18 protein-coding genes and 1 pseudogene are annotated in these 18,249 nt (G+C 42.0%); 3 read left to right on the top strand and 16 right to left on the bottom strand.

The window, feature by feature from the left end:
• Positions 1-5: 5 nt before the first annotated feature.
• Together VOI46_RS02595 and VOI46_RS02600 are read right to left on the bottom strand one after the other, a co-directional pair.
• Entirely contained in the window at positions 6-953 is a 948-nt protein-coding gene (locus VOI46_RS02595) for an ion transporter (protein WP_004586829.1), read from the bottom strand.
• Positions 950-3,622, bottom strand: coding sequence for a bifunctional acetate--CoA ligase family protein/GNAT family N-acetyltransferase (locus VOI46_RS02600; protein WP_004586830.1), 2,673 nt, complete (start codon positions 3,620-3,622; stop codon positions 950-952). Before VOI46_RS02600 ends, VOI46_RS02595 begins: the two co-directional genes overlap by 4 nt.
• Before the next feature lie 114 nt (positions 3,623-3,736).
• On the opposite strand from VOI46_RS02600, the gene VOI46_RS02605 reads away from it, so the two are divergent.
• Positions 3,737-4,453, top strand: coding sequence for an SIMPL domain-containing protein (locus VOI46_RS02605; protein WP_004586831.1), 717 nt, complete (start codon positions 3,737-3,739; stop codon positions 4,451-4,453).
• Here the strand turns inward: VOI46_RS02605 and VOI46_RS02610 are convergent.
• The 8 genes from VOI46_RS02610 to VOI46_RS02645 form a co-directional block, all read right to left on the bottom strand.
• Positions 4,450-5,118 (bottom strand): hypothetical protein, encoded by a 669-nt coding sequence (locus tag VOI46_RS02610; protein WP_004586832.1) that lies wholly within the window; start codon positions 5,116-5,118, stop codon positions 4,450-4,452. The genes VOI46_RS02605 and VOI46_RS02610 overlap by 4 nt on opposite strands.
• A gap of 83 nt (positions 5,119-5,201) precedes the next feature.
• A complete protein-coding gene (locus VOI46_RS02615; RefSeq protein ID WP_004586833.1) occupies positions 5,202-7,034 on the bottom strand; it encodes a DUF885 domain-containing protein in 1,833 nt (610 codons plus the stop codon).
• A gap of 86 nt (positions 7,035-7,120) precedes the next feature.
• Positions 7,121-8,257 carry a radical SAM family heme chaperone HemW gene (gene hemW, locus VOI46_RS02620; protein ID WP_004586834.1) on the bottom strand — a complete coding sequence of 379 codons (1,137 nt, stop codon included), beginning with the start codon at positions 8,255-8,257 and terminating at the stop codon, positions 7,121-7,123.
• The gene (locus tag VOI46_RS02625) at positions 8,254-8,853 is read right to left on the bottom strand and encodes an XTP/dITP diphosphatase (protein WP_004586835.1); all 600 of its coding nucleotides are present in this window, start codon (positions 8,851-8,853) and stop codon (positions 8,254-8,256) included. Before VOI46_RS02625 ends, hemW begins: the two co-directional genes overlap by 4 nt.
• 4 nt (positions 8,854-8,857) lie before the next feature.
• The gene (locus VOI46_RS02630; protein ID WP_004586836.1) at positions 8,858-9,301 is read right to left on the bottom strand and encodes a DUF4426 domain-containing protein; all 444 of its coding nucleotides are present in this window, start codon (positions 9,299-9,301) and stop codon (positions 8,858-8,860) included.
• A 57-nt stretch (positions 9,302-9,358) separates the two neighbouring features.
• Positions 9,359-9,892: a YggT family protein gene (locus tag VOI46_RS02635; protein ID WP_004586837.1), complete on the bottom strand. Its 534-nt coding sequence runs from the start codon at positions 9,890-9,892 to the stop codon at positions 9,359-9,361.
• Between the two features lie 26 nt (positions 9,893-9,918).
• The gene (proC, locus tag VOI46_RS02640; protein ID WP_004586838.1) at positions 9,919-10,740 is read right to left on the bottom strand and encodes a pyrroline-5-carboxylate reductase; all 822 of its coding nucleotides are present in this window, start codon (positions 10,738-10,740) and stop codon (positions 9,919-9,921) included.
• 17 nt (positions 10,741-10,757) lie between these two features.
• Positions 10,758-11,471 carry a YggS family pyridoxal phosphate-dependent enzyme gene (locus VOI46_RS02645; protein WP_004586839.1) on the bottom strand — a complete coding sequence of 238 codons (714 nt, stop codon included), beginning with the start codon at positions 11,469-11,471 and terminating at the stop codon, positions 10,758-10,760.
• A gap of 2 nt (positions 11,472-11,473) precedes the next feature.
• Between VOI46_RS02645 and VOI46_RS02650 the strand changes: the two are divergent.
• Both VOI46_RS02650 and VOI46_RS02655 read left to right on the top strand, forming a co-directional pair.
• Positions 11,474-12,514: pseudogene (locus VOI46_RS02650) on the top strand (type IV pilus twitching motility protein PilT).
• 9 nt (positions 12,515-12,523) lie between these two features.
• A complete protein-coding gene (locus tag VOI46_RS02655) occupies positions 12,524-13,657 on the top strand; it encodes a PilT/PilU family type 4a pilus ATPase (protein ID WP_004586841.1) in 1,134 nt (377 codons plus the stop codon).
• A gap of 133 nt (positions 13,658-13,790) precedes the next feature.
• Here the strand turns inward: VOI46_RS02655 and ruvX are convergent, their stop codons facing one another.
• From ruvX to VOI46_RS02685, 6 genes are all read right to left on the bottom strand, one after another.
• Entirely contained in the window at positions 13,791-14,240 is a 450-nt protein-coding gene (gene ruvX, locus VOI46_RS02660; protein ID WP_004586842.1) for a Holliday junction resolvase RuvX, read from the bottom strand.
• Positions 14,241-14,249: 9 nt separating this feature from the next.
• Complete coding sequence (locus tag VOI46_RS02665; protein WP_004586843.1) at positions 14,250-14,807, bottom strand: YqgE/AlgH family protein; 558 nt, start codon at positions 14,805-14,807, stop codon at positions 14,250-14,252.
• A 124-nt stretch (positions 14,808-14,931) separates the two neighbouring features.
• Complete coding sequence (gene gshB / locus VOI46_RS02670; protein ID WP_324738172.1) at positions 14,932-15,882, bottom strand: glutathione synthase; 951 nt, start codon at positions 15,880-15,882, stop codon at positions 14,932-14,934.
• Positions 15,883-15,957: 75 nt separating this feature from the next.
• The gene (rsmE, locus tag VOI46_RS02675) at positions 15,958-16,692 is read right to left on the bottom strand and encodes a 16S rRNA (uracil(1498)-N(3))-methyltransferase (RefSeq protein WP_004586845.1); all 735 of its coding nucleotides are present in this window, start codon (positions 16,690-16,692) and stop codon (positions 15,958-15,960) included.
• Positions 16,693-16,764: 72 nt separating this feature from the next.
• Complete coding sequence (locus VOI46_RS02680; RefSeq protein WP_004586846.1) at positions 16,765-17,241, bottom strand: hypothetical protein; 477 nt, start codon at positions 17,239-17,241, stop codon at positions 16,765-16,767.
• 81 nt (positions 17,242-17,322) lie between these two features.
• Complete coding sequence (locus VOI46_RS02685) at positions 17,323-18,216, bottom strand: hypothetical protein (RefSeq protein ID WP_004586847.1); 894 nt, start codon at positions 18,214-18,216, stop codon at positions 17,323-17,325.
• Between the last annotated feature and the right edge of the window lie 33 nt (positions 18,217-18,249).

Raw genomic sequence — 18,249 nt, forward strand, 5'->3', positions numbered from 1 at the left:
TAAGCTTATTGGCGTTTACCACAGTGGCGGCAAAATAAATGGCTGTTGCGTTGATTAAGCTGCGTTTTAATTGCTTTATTGGCCTCAAGCTTACTTAAACCTAGTTTGTAGCGCAGCTCCTCTAAGTGCAAACGCTGTGAGTCATCTAAACTGCCTTGGTGAATTTGCTCATGTACGGCATCTTCAAAAAATTGCCGGCGTTTACGTATTTGCTCCGAAAAACTAGAGGCAAGCAAGCCTGTAGGAATTGCCACCATTCCCATGCTCACCAAAGTGACTACGCCACCAAATAGTTTACCAAGTGGCGTTAGCGGTACAACATCACCATACCCAACCGTAGTGAGGGTCGCCATAGCCCACCACATAGCCGCAGGAATAGAGCCAAATTTATCTGGCTGAATATCGTGCTCCAATAAATAAATACCGCAGGAGGCAAGTATTAGCAGTACCGACATAATAAAAAACGCGGCCAGTAACGAGCTCGCTTCGTCTTTAAATGCTTGTAATAACAACTGCATTGCACGTGAATAACGAGTAAGTTTAAATACTCTTAACAGCCTTAATACACGTAAAAAACGCAAATCCAGAGGAAACACAAACATTAGCAAGCTGGGTAAAATGGCTATTAAATCGATAAGAGCCAAAGGTGATAAAAAATAATGCAGCCGGCGTTTTGCGTTTGAACCTTTTATAGCCGCGTATTTGCTTTTATCAACACAGGCCCAAAGCCTTGCAAGGTATTCAAGGCTAAAAATAGCCACCGAAATAACCTCTAATAGTAAAAACTGCGGGTAATATACTTTGTTTATACTCGGTACTGATTCCAACACAATGGCAATAACGTTAAGCATAATTAAAGCAATCAGCGCGGTATCGAGTATATGCCCCGCTTTGCGGTAATCGCCAGTCCCTTCAAATACCTGCGCTAACGTTTGTCTTGCTGTACTGCTCATGTGTTTAGCTTTAACAGCATATTAATACTGCCTTCTTCAAAATCGCGGCTAATTGTGAAACCTAACTTACGGGCAAGCTCAATCATGCCGGTGTTCTCAGGCAGTGTTATGCCTTCAATTACTTCTACGCCTTGGCGCTTACAATGATTTATTGCAGCGCTCATAAGCAGCCTGCCAAGACCTAAGCCTTGGTAGTCAGAGCGAACCACGGTTGCAAACTCAGCATGTAAATTATCAGGGTCCATAATAACGCGTGCTACACCTAGGGTGCGGCTTTTACCTTCAAAGCGCTGGCATACAATAAAGGCCATTTCTCGGTCGTAATCTATTTGCGTCATTTTTGCGAGTTGATCGTGGTTAAACTGGGGCAGCTCACCAAAAAAGCGTTTGTAACGATCTTCTTTATTGAGTGATTGATCAAACTCTTGGTGGGCTTTTTCATCCTCTGGACGAATAGGCCTTAATGTAGCTCGCGTATTATTTTTAAGGGTTACTTCTTCTACAAGATCAATAGGGTAAGGGCGAATACACAAACGTTTACGATCGCTGCGTGCCTGATAGCGATTAACACTAATAGTGGCATCAAGCACTAAAAATTGCCCGTTGCTGGCTAAAATAGGATTAAGTTCCATGGCACTTATATCGGGCTGATCGACAACAAGTTGAGATATACGTGTGAGCAGGGCGCACAACCGATATTTATCGACTTTTTCTGGCAAAATGCGATCTTTTAATACGCCTTTATCGTTTGCTGCTGCAATGAGGTATTTAGCTAAGTTCATATTAAGCGGCGGCAAAGCAACGGCTGCTAGGGCATACTCTAACCCATTACCCGCTTCACCAAGTAATATAACAGGGCCAAAATTAGGCTCAGTTTTAATGGCGATTCGCAGTTCATTAGCGCCGGCGCGCGGCGCCATTTTTTGCAATGAAAACCCTTCAATAACAGCATCTGGATAGGTGTTTTTAATTCGTATCAGCATGGCAAAGGCGGTTTGTTCAACCTCGTTTGCATCGTTTAAGTTAAGAACCACGCCCCCTACTTCTGATTTTGAGGCAATACTTGGGCTAATCAACTTTAACGCTACCGGAAAACCTAGTTCAATTGCTTGCTCACGCGCCTCTGTGGGCGTGTAGGCTACTTCTGTTTGAATACACTCAACACCATAATGACTAAGAATTTGGCTTGCTTGATGAGTGGGTAAGTAGCTTTGCTCTTCTTCTAAAAATTCGTTAATGAGCGTAGTGGCCGCTGATTTATTTATTTTTGCATCATCGGTATTTGATTCGGGTGTTTGCGTTAAATGTTTTTGGTTACGACGATAGCTAACTAAATGCATAAATGCGCCAACCGCACCCTCAGGCGTGCGATAGGTTGGAATAGTGTGGTTAGAGCAAACACGCCTCGCAGCATAAGCCGCATCTTCACCCATAAAGTTGGTCATTACATAAGGGCGCGCCATCTTTGGTATTTTTTGTAAGGTTTGCACTATCATATCGGCGTAGTCTTCACTTGGTGCCAGTGCCGAAGGGGTATGAATAATAAGTAAGTTTTTAACTTCTTCGGCGCGAAGTAAAATTTCTAATGCTTGCTTGTAACGCGCCGGAGCAGAGTCGCCAAAAATATCGACAGGGTTAGATGTAGTATCCGACTGCGGAATAACTTTATTGAGTGCGGATCGTGTTTGCTCACTAAGCTGGGTAAGTTTGCCCGAATTTAAAATAAGCTCATCGACCGCCATAACCCCCGGGCCGCCGCCGTTGGTTAAAATGGTTAACTGCTCAACTTTTAGTAATTTAGGGTGGATGGCAAGTGTTTGCGTGGCTGCAAAAAGTTCGCGCAGATCACTAACACGCAGCATACCGGCGCGTTGAAAAAGCGCATCGTACACTGCATCTGAACTTTGCTTGCCACCGGTATGAATTTCAGCAGCCAGTGCACCTGCTCCGGTTTTTCCCGTTTTAATGGCAATAACTGGCTTACTAAAGGCCGCTGCCCGTGCTGCCGATATAAACCCGCGAATATCTTCAATATTATCTATGTAGAGCAAAATCGCTTTGGTTTTAGCATCGCGGCCTAAAAAATCGAGCAGCTCATCAAAATCGATATCTAGGCAATCACCGACCGAAACAAAATACGAAAAGCCAATTTCTTTATTTTTAGCCCAATCTAAAATAGTGGAACACACCGCTGCGGATTGCGATATAAATGCCAGTTTCCCTGGTGCTGCAACTGTGTGGGAAAAGCTGGCATTAAGGCCAATATGCGGAATGAGCAGCCCTAAACAATTAGGCCCAAGCAAAGTAACGTGATGGGCATTTGCAGCGCGCTTTAAAGCTGTTTTTTGGCTCAATGAGAGCCCATCGGCAATCACAATTGCACTTTTACAGCCAAGCTCACCTAGCTGCTCGATAATACTCAGTAAGGTATTTTTATTAGTACAAATAACGGCTAAGTCGGGCACTTTGGGCAGCGCGGCAATATCAGGGTAGGCAAGCACGCCGTGTACCGCACTATGGGTAGGGGTTACGGGCATAATTGGCCCTTTAAACCCACCTTGCAATAAATTGCGCATAACCACAAACCCCGCGCGTGTGGGGGTATTCGAGGCGCCAATAACGGCTACCGAGGCCGGATTAAAAAATTGGCTGATGCGCTTTAAGCTCATGGCATATCCTTGGCTGATTATATTTTGCGTTATTTATAGTCTCAATGTACCCTGTTTGCTGTGTTATTTCGAGCGCATAGATACTTATTATTGATATCAATCAAGGAGTTTTTTGTGAATAAAACACCCGGTTTTTACACCGTTATAGCCGCAATTTGCCTAAGTATAGGCTTAATTTTATTAGGCTTTATTATTAAAAGTGCCGCAGTAGATGTAAAAAGCATGGAACGTAGTGTGCAGGTTAAAGGGTTAGCAGAGCGTGAAGTTAGCGCCGATACGGTAATTTGGCCGCTGCAATACAGCGATGCAGACAACGACTTAGAAAAACTGGTTAGTCGGGTTGAGCAAAAAAACGATGCTGTTATTGCATTTTTAAAGCTACATGGCTTTGATGATGACGAAATAAGCACGGGTAGCCAGTCGATTATTGATAAGCAAGCCCGTGAATACGCTAACGATAATCAAAAATTTCGTTACTTGGTACGCGCTAATATTATTGTTTATTCGAACGCGCCCGACAAAGTACAAAATGCGCTGAGTAAAGTGAGTCAATTAGCTAAACAGGGCATTGCCATTGTGCAAAATAGTTACGAAACCAAAGTTGAGTATTTATTTACCGGCCTTAACGATATAAAACCAGCCATGGTGCAAGAGGCTACAGAAAAAGCCCGTGAAGTTGCCAACAAATTTGCTAAAGATTCGAACTCAACGCTGGGTAAAATAAAATCCGCTCGCCAAGGGCAATTTAGCATTAGCAATCGCGATTCAAACACGCCACATATCAAAAAGGTGAGGGTGGTCACCAGTGTTGAATATTACTTAAGTGACTAAATTGCTCTAACTAAGTGGGCAATTTGCGCGGTTGAGCGCTGTAGGTAAGCAGCGCTAAGTAAAATACTGGTTTCGTTTATATCAGCGCCTTTTAATATATTTGCCAGTTGCTGTTTAGCGGTTGGATTTTGTTTTTGCTCTATTTCCATAAGCGCTAATAATGCTGAAAATTCATGCTTTATTGGTGTGCTAGGTTTATCAGCATAGGCGATATAACAGGCAACAGGGGTAAGGCCGCGAGCATTTGTTTGTGCAAGGGCTTTTACTAAATTATCGTTAGATTCAAATAGCATTAATGAGCGCACATAGTTAAACGCCAGCTTTTGAGCATTGGCGTGTTTAAATACATTGTGCAGTACATTATTTCCTTGGCTGTCTTGTGCTAAAAAGCCGTTATTTTCTTTTAATGCAGGTGTAAAAAACGTTAATGCATCAGTTGTTGTTAATTGGTTTATAAAAGGTGCTGGTGGGGTGTTGGTTGTTAAAATACGTGTTGCCACATTTTGCATAAAGTCGTATTTAATACTCATCCGCAAAGCACTTTCGTAAAGGTGGTTTAGCTGTAATGTTTGCTGAGCCGGGCTTAACTGTTTAAAGTCGTTATCGAGCTCGTCTAGCTGATGCTTAGCAATGCGCGCATTAAGTAATTGTATGCTTAAATCCATTCTTAACCCTACCTCTGAGCGTTTTTATTACTATAAAACAAAAAAGGCCGCATCAGCGACCTTTTTCTATTTATAACCAAGTATTAAGCTTTTTTACTTGCTACCCACTCGTTTACAAAGTTCTCTAGTACGTTAAGTGGTACAGGGCCATTTTTAAGTATAACGTCGTGGAACTGACGAATATCAAACTTATCGCCTAGTTGCTTTTTAGCATCTTCACGCAGCTCTAAAATTTTAAGCATACCCACTTTATAAGCTGTCGCTTGCGATGGCATTACAATGTGACGCTCAACCATTTTAACACCGTCAGATGTGGCGTTAGGCGTATTATTTACGTAGTAATCAATACCTTCTTGGCGAGTCCATTTCATTGCATGAATACCGGTATCAACGACTAAGCGACACGCACGCCATAATTCCATAGAAAGGCGGCCAAAGTCTGAGTATGGGTCTGAGTAAAGGCCCATTTCTTTAGGAATGTACTCTGAGTATAAGCCCCAACCTTCAATGTAAGCGGTGTAGCCACCAAACTTACGAAACTTAGGTACACCTTCAAGCTCTTGTGAAATAGCAATTTGCATGTGGTGACCCGGAATACCCTCATGGTATGCTAATGCTTCCATTTGGTACGTTGGCATTGCTTCCATGTCGTAAAGGTTTGCGTAGTAAATACCAGGGCGTGAGCCATCTGGCGCAGGTTGTTGGTAAAATGCTTTACCTGCTGCTTTTTCGCGGAATGCTTCAACGGCTTTAACTTTAAGATCAGCCTTTGGCTTAACAATAAATAACTCATCTAGACGAGTTTTCATAGTATCAATTAGGCCAGTGGCTTCATCTAAATAACGCTGTTTACCTTGCTCGTCATTGGCATAATAAAATTGTTTATCCGTTTTCATAAACTGCATAAACGCTTTTAAATCACCTTTAAAGCCTACTTTGTCTTTAATTTCACGCATTTCATCATGAATACGTTTTACTTCAGCAAGGCCAATGGCATGAATTTCTTTAGCGGTTAAGTCAGTTGTTGTGGTGCGCTTAAGTGCGTTATTGTAAAACGCTTTGCCGTCAGGCAGTTTCCATGCGCCATCGCGGTTATCTGCACGTTTTTCTAACTGTGCTAAGTAATTAATTAACTTAGAGTAAGAAGGCTTAACTGCTGATTTTAATGCATCAGTTGCCTCGCTAATTAAGGCATCTTTTTCATTTTGGTTAATTTCAAGAGCGCTTACTTTACGTTTAAAATCGGCTAATAGTGTTGAGTCTTCACCTTTTTCAAACGGCGCACCATGAATGATGTTTTTGCTCGAATCTATAACATGTGGGAACACAAATTTAGGCGCAATAATGCCTTTATCAGCACGGGTTTCTAAATCAGTAATTAGCTGATCAAATACAGTCGGTACACCGTTTAAACGCGCAATATAATCTTTAGCTTCTTTAACATTACTAATTGAATGTTGGTTTATTAAAAACGCAGGCATCATAGAGTGCGTACCAAACATTTGGTTAACCGGGTAGTTATGGTAACGCCATTTAAAATCAGCAATCGAGCTTTCTAGGTCTTGTTTTTTTAAGTCGTAACTTACTTTAGTGGCATCATCAAGCAGGTCGCGGTTAATAGCATTTAAAGTAACTAAGTCTTCTTTTGCTTGCGCAAGGTCTTTTAGTTTTTGCTCTTCGCTGCCGTCATCCCATTTATCGTAATCTTTTTTAATACCCATGTAAGTTTGATAAACCGGGCTGCTCATTACATCGCGGTTAAAGGTATCTTCAAAAAACGCATTCGCTTTGTCGATTTCGCTTTGCACAGGTTGCGCTTGCACTGCAGGCGCCGGGGTTGTTTGTTGTGGTGCCTGCTGGCAGCCGGCTAAAATAGCAACGCTCACGGCTGCTGCAATAAAGGTAAGTTTACGCATTGTTTTCCCTTTGTTGTTAGAAACCCATTAGGGTGTATTATATTTATTTGCTTGTATTTTATGTTTATCGCGCGTGGTTAAAACCACTACACGAACAATTCTAGCAGGTCATTTAAAAAACGATGCCCTTTGAGGCTAACTTGCCAATGGCCGCTTTCTTGTATTAACAAACCTGCATTTATTGCTTTAGCTAACGCTGTTTGTTGGCTTTGCAATGGCTGATTAGTCAGCGCACTGTAATCATCAATAGGGCAAGGCTCGACTAAGCGAAAGCGATTCATAAAAAATTCAAAGGCTAAATCTTCTTGCTCTACTTGCCAGCTTTTATACAAGTACGGCTTAAGCATATCCATGTAACCGCGCGGATGCTTAATTTTTTCAGTACGGGTAATAATGCCGATTTTTGCATCAGTCACCTTACCATGAGCGCCACAGCCAATACCGAGATAATCGCCAAAACGCCAATAATTCAAGTTATGTTGGCATTGAAAGCCTGGCTTTGCATAGCCCGATATTTCGTATTGTATGTAACCGGCTTGAGCAAGTAGTGCTTGGCCTTGCTCTTGAATATCCCATAGGGTTTCATCTTGTGGCAAAGTTGGCGGCTTGGATGCAAATTGTGTATTAGGTTCAATAGTGAGCTGATACCAAGATATATGTGGCGGATTTAAAGCAATTATTTTTTTTAAATCGCTCAGTGCATCGTCAAGGCTTTGCCCCGGTAAGCCATGCATTAAATCAAGGTTAAAGCTATTTAACCCGGCTTGCTTAGCTTGCTCTGCAGCGTAGTGCGCTTCATCGGCACCATGAATACGGCCAAGTGCTTTTAACTTGTCGTTTTGCATGCTTTGCACGCCAATAGAAATACGGTTAATACCCGCTTTAACGTACTCTTTAAAGCGTCCGGTTTCTACGGTACCAGGATTAGCCTCAAGGGTTATTTCGCAGTTGTCGCTTAGGCCAATTAGGTTATCGACTTCGTTTAACAAGCGGGTATATGCATCGCCAGTTAATAAGCTTGGTGTACCGCCGCCAATAAATATACTGTGAATTTTACGCCCTTGCACCAAGTGTAAATCGGCTTTTAAGTCGTCAATTAAATGCTGAACATATTCAGCTTCAGGAATGTCGCCTTTTTGCCCATGGCTATTAAAATCGCAATAGGGGCATTTTTGCACGCACCAAGGTACGTGCACATATAAGCTCAGTGGTGGAAGGTTCACAGGCCGCCTTTGCTTTGTAGCTCTAGTAATAACTTTTTAAGTGCTTGGCCGCGATGACTCACTGCATTTTTTTGCGCTTTGGTGAGCTCGGCGCTGGTACAGTTTTGCTCTTTAACAAAAAATACTGGGTCGTAACCAAAGCCGCCTTCGCCATTTTGGGTTTGTGTAATTTCGCCTTCCCAGCTTGCGCTGCAAATAAGTGGGGTAGGGTCATCGGCGTGGCGCATTAATACAAGCACACACCAAAAGCGGGCTTTACGATTTGGGTTATCGGCTAATTCGTTAAGTAGTTTATCTATGTTGTCTTGATCGCTGGCGCTTTCACCGGCAAAACGAGCTGAGTACACACCCGGCGCACCATTTAAGCCATCTACCTCTAAGCCTGAGTCATCTGCAATGGCTGGCATGCCGGTAATTTTAGCAGCATGGCGGGCTTTAATTATCGCGTTCTCTACAAAGGTGGTGCCGGTTTCGGCCACTTCGCCTACGTTAAAATCGCTTTGCGGAAGCACATTTATATTAAGCGGGCTAAGCATATTGGCCAGCTCGTTAACTTTGCCAGGGTTGCCTGTGGCAAGCACTAATGTTTTGGTCATGTTTTTAATCTACGTAAAATTTTTGCTGAAACGTGAGTTTTTGAGACTGACTACCTTGCTGGATGTTTATCTCAAAACGTAAAATCTCTTCGTTGGTGTAGTCTACTTGCGCAAGGTAATAAATTGATTCACCTTCTTTTACTTCTTTAAAAGTAAGGGCTTGCTTATTGCCGAGTAGGTTTTTTGCGGTGCCGCTGAGCTGAGCGGTTTGCGCGGTTTTATCGCTATTGTTTTTCAGTACTGAAATATTAACAATGCCTTTATAACCACTACGCTCAAGGCCATATGTTTTAGCTATTTGCGGCTGAATAAAGGTAGATGGAAAAGCAATGTAATGCACTTGCCAAGGGCCCAGCTCTTTGTACTGTGCGCCTTGCATGTCTTCACTGTGGGCATTAAAAGCAAAGGCTAAAAAACTAATAAAGCAAAACTTAATTAAACGGTTCATTATGATGTCCTATATAAAAAAGAGGCCAAAGGGCCTCTTTTGCTTATAACAAAAAATTTAGGCTAAAAAGTCCATTAGCAGCATTTGTAAAAACTGAATACCAATAATTAGTACAAGCACCGATAAATCTAAGCCACCCATTGGTGGAATAATTTTACGAAGTGGCTTGAGCATTGGCTCAGTAAGCTGATGGAAAACCGCTTCTATTGGGTTATAACCTTGACTTACCCAGCTTAAAATAGCGCGAATAATCAATACCCAAAATACAAGGTTTAAGCCTTCTTTAAGTACGGTAATAAGTGCTTGTATAAACACAGGTTGCGCAGCCCATGCGCCGTATATCACCAGCATTAAAGTACTAATTTTGGCAACGGCTACAATAAATGCCAGCAATAGAGAGGCTAAATCAAGCCCACCTAACCCGGGTATAATTTTACGTAACGGGTTAACTGCAAACGACGTTGCTTTAACCACAAATTGGCTCATTGGGTTGTAAAAGTCGGCTTTTGCCCACTGTAGCCAAAAACGCAGTAGTACCACCATTAAAAACAAATCAAACAGGGTACTGATCAAAAATTGCATGGCATTCATAGTGTAACCTTCAATAAAAAGTAATTTTAAAGTTCTTTTTCCATTTGCATTGCACGCGCAATACACGCATCCATTGCATCGCTAACTGTTTGCACTAGGCCTTCGCCTTTTAAATGCTCAACCGCAGCATGGGTGGTGCCGCCTTTAGAAGTTACATTAGCGCGTAATTGCGAAATGCTTATCTCTGGTTGGCTCAATGCCATTTCGGCTGCACCCAGCGCAGTTTGCTGTACTAAGCGGCGCGCATCTTCATCGTTAAAGCCAAGTGCTTTCGCTTTTTCTTCAATGGCTTCCATAAATAAGAAAAAGTAAGCGGGCGATGAGCCTGTCACAGCAATGACATCGTTAATTTGCGACTCTTGCTCTACCCACACAACAATACCTGTGCACTCAAACACTTGTTGTACAAAGTCGTGCTCTTCGGCTGTTTCATCTGCGCCAAATAAACCCGATACACCACGCCCTAGTAGCGATGGCGTGTTTGGCATACAACGTACCATTTTAACGTTTTGGCCAAGCATTTCGCGTAAACGCTTAACGGTTAAGCCAGCCGCTACCGAAATAAACAGTTTATCACTAAAGTCGATACCCGATTCTTGAAACGATTTACATAAATCGCCCATCATTTGTGGTTTAACAGACAATACAATGACATCAGCATCGCGTAAGGCTTCGTTATTGTCGCTGGTGGTTTTCACCTTGAAATCGTCTGCTACCTTGGCAAGCTTTTCTTGGTTGCGGTTTGTAGCAATGATGTTGTTTGCATTAAAACCGTTTTTTACCATGCCACCAATAATGGCGTAGCTCATGTTACCTGTGCCTATAAATGCGATTGTTTTATCTGACATATGTCTGTTATCACCTTTTAAGTTCGAGTTCCAAAAATATCTGTGCCGATCCTCACCATGGTTGAACCTGCGCTAACGGCGGCTTCAACATCATTGCTCATCCCCATCGACAACGTATCTATATGAGGATATTGGGCCTTTAGTTTATCAAAGCAAGTTTGTAATTGCTCAAAAGATTGACTTTGCTCACTCGGATCGTCGCTTTTAGCCGGAATAGCCATTAAACCACGCAAAGTGAGTTGCTCACATTGGTCAATAAACTCAGCTAGTTCGGGGATTTGCTCTACGCTGCAGCCCGACTTTGCCTCCTCGGCGCTTATATTTACTTGAATAAGCACATTTAAAGGCGCTAGGTTTTCTGGACGTTGACTGTTTAAACGCTTAGCTATTTTTATTCTATCTACGCTTTGTACCCAATCAAAATGTGCAGCAACAAGGGCGCTTTTATTTGATTGAATAGGGCCAATGAAATGCCAAATGATGTCGCTAAATGTGTGTAGTTGAGCTATTTTATCTACAGCCTCTTGAACATAAGACTCACCAAATTGGCGCTGGCCATGCTCGTAGGCAGCAATAATATCGTCGCTTGGTTTTGTTTTTGATACAGCTAGCAGCGTAATAGCGTCGCTACTACGTTTAGCATTTTTAGCCGCGCTGGCAATTCTAGCGTAGGCGGATGTGAGTCGTTCTGCTATTGTAACCATATATTTATCAGTTAGTTGTGGAGTCATAAATGGATATTACCGAATTATTAGCGTTTAGTGTGCAACACAAAGCATCTGATTTACACTTATCGTCAGGTGTTTCACCTATGATACGCGTAGATGGTGATGTTCGCCGCATTAATATACCTGCACTTGCAGACAAAGACGTAAACAGCCTTGTTTACGACATTATGAACGATAATCAGCGCAAGGACTACGAACAAAATCTAGAAGTGGATTTTTCGTTTGAAGTGCCTAACCTTGCACGATTTCGTGTTAACGCATTTAACTCAAACCGCGGCCCTGCAGCGGTGTTTCGTACCATCCCTAGCGATGTACTGACGCTTGAGGATTTAGGTGCGCCAGATATTTTTAAAACAATATCAGATAACCCGCGTGGTTTAGTATTGGTTACCGGCCCAACTGGTTCGGGTAAATCAACAACGCTTGCGGCTATGGTCGATTATATAAATCAAACAAAACATCACCATATCCTCACCATTGAAGATCCTATCGAATTTGTACACGATAATAAACTCAGTCTTATTAACCAACGTGAAGTACACCGAGATACGCACAGCTTCTCTAATGCACTGCGCAGCGCGCTGCGTGAAGACCCGGATGTAATACTCGTTGGTGAGCTACGTGACTTAGAAACCATTCGCCTTGCGATGACCGCCGCAGAAACCGGCCACTTAGTGTTTGGTACGCTACATACCACCTCGGCACCAAAAACGATTGACCGTATTATTGATGTATTCCCAGGTGAAGAAAAAGATATGGTGCGTTCAATGCTTTCTGAGTCACTGCGTGCCGTTATTTCGCAAACACTACTTAAAAAAATTGGCGGTGGACGCGTGGCCGCGCACGAAATTATGATTGGTGTACCGGCGATTCGTAACTAAATTCGTGAAGATAAAATTGCACAAATGTATTCGTCTATTCAAACGGGTGCATCACACGGCATGCAAACCATGGATCAATGTTTAAATAATTTAGTTAATCACGGCATTGTGACAACCGCAGCCGCAAAAGAAAAAGCCCAAGATAAAACCCAGTTTGGTGGCTAAGGACATATTATGAATTTATCTTTAAATCACTTTTTACACATAATGATTGATAAAAAAGGCTCGGATTTATTTGTCTCTAGCCAATTACCAGTCAGTGCAAAAATTAATGGTGAGCTTATCGCTCTTAGCGACGATAAGTTAAGTGATGAGCAATCGCTTGCGCTTGTAGAGTCAGCGATGAGCGTTAAACAAAAAAACGAATTTCATACTACTAAAGAGTGTAACTTTGCGATAGCCACAGACGAAGGGCGTTTTCGTATATCGGCTTTTTGGCAGCGCGATAGAGCGGGTATGGTTATTCGCCGCATTGTAACGCAAATACCTGATATAAGTGATTTAGGGCTGCCCTCTACACTTACCGATGTGATTATGTCAAAGCGCGGGTTAGTGCTGTTTGTTGGTGGTACTGGCACGGGTAAATCAACTTCACTGGCTGCCTTAATCGGCTACAGAAACCGCAACCAGCGCGGCCATATACTCACCATTGAAGATCCGATTGAGTTTGTGCACGAGCACCGTAAAAGTATTATTACTCAGCGCGAAGTAGGGCTTGATACCGACAGCTTTGAGTCGGCACTTAAAAGCTCTTTACGCCAAGCTCCCGATGTTATTTTAATTGGTGAAATACGCTCGCAAGAAACCATGGAATACGCACTGAGCTTTGCCGAAACGGGTCACTTATGTGTGGCTACATTGCATGCTAATAATGCCAACCAAGCCATTGACCGTATTATGCACTTAGTGCCTAAAGAAAAACACGACAAGCTTAAGTACGACTTAGCGCTAAATTTACGCGCCATTGTTGCCCAGCAACTTATTCCCACTTCTGATGGGGAAGGGCGTGTAGCCGCGATTGAAATATTATTAAACTCACCCATGGTGGCAGAGCTAATTAAAAATGGGGATATTGGTGGCATAAAAGAGGCCATGTCTAAGTCTAAAGAAATGGGTATGCAAACCTTTGACCAAGCCTTATTTGAGCTATACAAACAGCAGCGTATTAATTACGCCGATGCACTACATCATGCTGATTCGCCAAACGATTTACGCTTAATGATTAAGCTGCGCAATAATGAGCAACAAGGTGCAGGATTTTTACAAGGTGTAACTATTGATGGACTAGATGATAAAAACAGCAATTAACACTGCATTTTATCCATAAAAAAAGCGCCGCTGGGCGCTTTTTTTATGGATAATATTACTTATAACGTTTTATACCACTGCGGTGTTTTTCTACCTTTAAAATAGACTACGTAATTAAAGGAGTCGGCATTACTTATTCACCATAACTGGCTTCAAAAAAACTCTCTAAAATAATCACTGCCGACATATTATCGACATTTCCTTTCCCTAAATTTTTATAGCCACCGTGCTCAAATAAACGCGCTTTTGCATCGGCGGTTGTGAGTCGCTCATCTTGTGTTTGCACCGGTATGCCGTAATGGTTGTGCAAGCGATTAGCAAACTTTTTAGCCTTAAAGGTTACCTCTTGCGAAGTACCATCCATATTAAGGGGTAACCCGACGACCATTAAGTCGGGTTGCCACTCTTTAACTTGAACCGCAATATGATCCCAATTAGGAATACCATCTTGGGCTTTTACCGCTTTTAAGCTAGACGCACTGCCTGTGAGCTCTTGTCCTATGGCAATACCAATGCTTTTGGTGCCAAAGTCAAAGCCCATTACGGTGCGCTGGCCTTGCGGCTTAAGGTTTTTTTTCGTCATTATCGTTCTTTAAGCGTGTCCAGCTTCGCTGCAAAGTTGGCTAACATCAAAGCCTAGCATTGAAACTGCTTTTTCCCAGCGTTTTTCTACCGGCGTATCAAAAATGATCTTCGGATCGGCTTTAATGATCAACCAACTGTTATCTAAAAGCTCTTTCTCAAGTTGTCCTTGCTCCCAGCCCGAATAACCAAGCGTAATAATAAATTGCTCAGGTGCGTGGGCGGTGGTCAGGTTGGCAAGTACGTCTTTTGATGTGGTGATCATTATATCACTGCTAAGCTTTTGGCTTGCAGAGTAGCCTGGCTGAGGTGAATGAAGTACAAAACCTCGGTCGGTTTTAACCGGACCACCTGCAAACACAGAGACTTGCGCGGCTTGTTGGGTTTTGTCGTTGTCTATTTCTATTTTATCTAAAAGCTCACCAACGGTCACATCAATAGGCTGGTTGATCACCAATCCCATAGCCCCATCTTCATTGTGCTCACAAATATAGGTAACGGCACGTTTAAAAAAAGGGTCTTGCATCGACGGCATAGCGATTAAAAAATGATTTTCTAATGATTGCATAGATTTCACCCTTTTAGTTTATGAATACTTATTGAACTTTGAGTATGGCATAGATATATACGTAGCGTATAAAAAGTCCATTAATTGTATGAAATACTTAAATTAATGGACTTTTAAATGGTGTTTATTTAGCGAGCTTACGCTCAATTGCGTCAAACAAAATACCGGTAATAGATATATCGTAAGCGGCTTCAATTTCACGTACGCAGGTTGGTGCTGTTACGTTAATTTCGGTGAGCTTGTCGCCAATAATATCTAACCCTACAAACACTAACCCTTTTTCTTTAAGCGTAGGGGCAACTGCTTGAGCTATTTTAAGGTCTGACTCGCTAAGGGGGCGGGCTTCACCACGGCCGCCCGCAGCTAAGTTACCGCGGTTTTCACCATTTTGTGGAATACGTGCTAAACAATACGGAATAACTTCACCATCAACAACCAATACGCGTTTATCACCTTGTTTGATCTCTGGAATGTAATTTTGCACCATGGCAAAGCAACTACCATGCTCAGTTAAGGTTTCACAAATAACGCCAATGTTTGCATCATCTTCTTTAATACGAAAAATAGATGCGCCGCCCATGCCATCGAGTGGTTTTAAAATAATGTCTTTATGCTCAGCTAAAAACGCGCGTATTTGAGCTTGGCTGCGCGTTACTAGCGTATCTGGCGTATGCTCGCTAAACCACGCTGTAAATAGCTTTTCGTTAGCATCGCGCAGGCTTTGTGGTTTATTAATAATTAACGTACCTTCTTGCTCTGCACGCTCTAAGATATAAGTTGCGTAGATGTACTCCGTATCGAACGGTGGATCTTTTCGCATTAAAATAACGTCTAGGTCGGCAAGCGCGATTGTGGTTTTTTCTTCAAGTTCGTACCACTTTTCGGTGTTATTAAATACCTGCGCTTTTGCTGCGGTTGCATACGATTTACCTTGGCGAAGCGATAAGTCACCCATCTCCATGTAGTAAATTTCGTAGCCACGTTTTTGCGCTTGCATCATCATTGCAAAACCGGTGTCTTTTTTGATGTTAAATCCACTAATAGGATCAGAAATAATACCTAACTTTATCGCCATGCGCTGTGCCTTAATCTAATTATAATGACTACTAGAGTGTTAATAGTTTTAATATGAGGGTGCCATTGAGCTATTTCAATTAGCTAAATCGCCAAATTGTAATTGTAATGCACTTAAGACCGTTAAAGCGGCCGTTTCTGTTCGTAAAACGCGCGGCCCTAAGCGAATATCAACAAAGTGCTGATCTTTAGTTTGCAGCATTTCTTCATCGGTAAAGCCGCCTTCAGGGCCTACTAAAAAGCGTACACCGGCGCTTGGAACGGTTATTGTTTTAATGCTGTGCTCGGCACGAGGGTGCAAAGTGAGCTTAATGGCGTCTGTTTGTTGTTCAAGCCACAGCTTTAAATCAACCGGTGTGTGAACAACTGGCACAAAGTTACGCCCCGATTGTTCGGCGGCTGAAATTGCAATTTTTTGCCATTGTTGGTGTTTTTTTTCTAACCGGTCGCCACTGAGTTTAACGCCACAGCGCTGACTAAAAATAGGGGTGATTTCGCTAATGCCAAGCTCAACAGATTTTTGGATGGTAAAGTCCATTTTGTCGCCACGCGATACGCATTGCCCTAAATGAATTTTAAGCGGCGATTCGACATCATGCTCATCAAAACGTTGTGGCATAACAACAACTGATTTTTTAGTTACCTCAATAATTTCACTGAAGTATTCACCGCCTTCGCCATTAAAAATAGACACATGTTCGCCTACTTTCATGCGCAATACGCGGCCAATATGGCCCGCTGCATCGTCGTTTAAAGAAACCGGGGTGTTTAAGGCAATACTCGATGCCTGATAAATATGAGGTACTCGCATGGGGGTCACTTATTTTATAGCGTAAAGGTGTATAGCGCTATGGTAAGTAAGCAGGGCGTTGTACGCAATTATTTATTTTTGTTTAAGTGACTTGGCAAGTGCGATTAAATCTTTAGGTGTTTCGGCAATATCGGTATCGCACGATAAGTGATTTTTAAAGCCTTCGTCAGTAATACGATTAAATGTATAGCCGTTGTCGTCAAAGCTAACTACGTAGCGTTTTTCATGCAGGGAGTTATATATAAAGCGTTGTTTGTCGTCGGCAAGTAGATAGTCGGTATTATTAAATAGCACGCCCTGAATATCGTGGTGCTCGTGCAGGTAAGTGGCTAGTTCAGATACGCTAATTTCGTTTTCTAGGTCGCAATAGCAATAGTCTTTAATGAGTTCGTCAAACATCATTTTTACCAGCTTACGGGTGTTACTGCCTGCAACTATTAAGGTGCTGGGTGTATTGGGTGCCGCGTGCTTAAAATAATACTCGGCAAATGTACGACTAAATTCGTTATCTATATCAATTAACAAATAGTTAGTTACTTCAAATGACATAGGGCCCCGTTGCTTTATGCAAATGTGTTATGCCAGTTAACTAAATACGGGGCGCTTGGCGACTTATTTAATAGCGTGGCGTTAAAGTGAAAACATGCTAATAAGTAAATAGCCTATAGCACAAAAAACAGCAAACTCAATGCATGCTATGCCTATATTGTCCTGATGGTCGACCTCTAAAGCGGCATCAATATTGGGTAATGAAATTGCTTTTATTACAAAACTTAAACAATATAATAACACCCACATTACACCGCAATGCATTACCAGTGTAAATATATTTTCGACCATTTTTCCATTTTGAAAGGCCGCACTAGATAATCCAGCATACACGGCTAGGGCTAAACCTATTGATTTTCCTGCATATCTAATGCCGATAGAGGTGTTTTCTAGGTTAAAGTTACTTTGCAGTGACGCACCTTGGTTTGCTTTAGCGAAGCGGTATTCACGGATTTTGCTATCTAGCGCAAACATCCCTTGTAGCGTAAAAAAGCTAACAAAAGCAATAAGTAAGTTACTAAACCCTTGTGCATGAGTCCAGGTATACAAGCCAAGTGCAATAATACAGTTGGCTAATAACATACCAGAATCAACCAATGCAGCGCATACATTTTGCTTTAATATAGCAGCTTCTTCATTAAATCTATGTAATATCCATTTTCTATGAATTAAATGCCCGACTTTTATAAATGTAAATAATAGAACAATTAAAATAACCACTTTTAATGGATTATGTTGTGCCGTACTCATACTTATTTCATCAAATAAAAACGCCATAGTGGCAATAACCACGGTAATTTCTGAGGCGAAACTAATCCCCATTGCAAAATTATCATGCTGCGCTAGTTCGTCTTTAAGTGCCTGTTTTGCTTTTATTTGAGCAACAATTCTAAGACTAAAAATAGTAATGCATATAACCGCAAAACTAATGGCAATCGCAACTAAACTAGTGTTAGATAATGATAAATATGACATGCTGATCCTAAGTAGAGATAACCTTTCTTGGTT

Source organism: Pseudoalteromonas sp. CuT4-3 (assembly GCF_035666335.1).
GTDB classification, from domain to species: Bacteria; Pseudomonadota; Gammaproteobacteria; order Enterobacterales; family Alteromonadaceae; genus Pseudoalteromonas; species Pseudoalteromonas atlantica.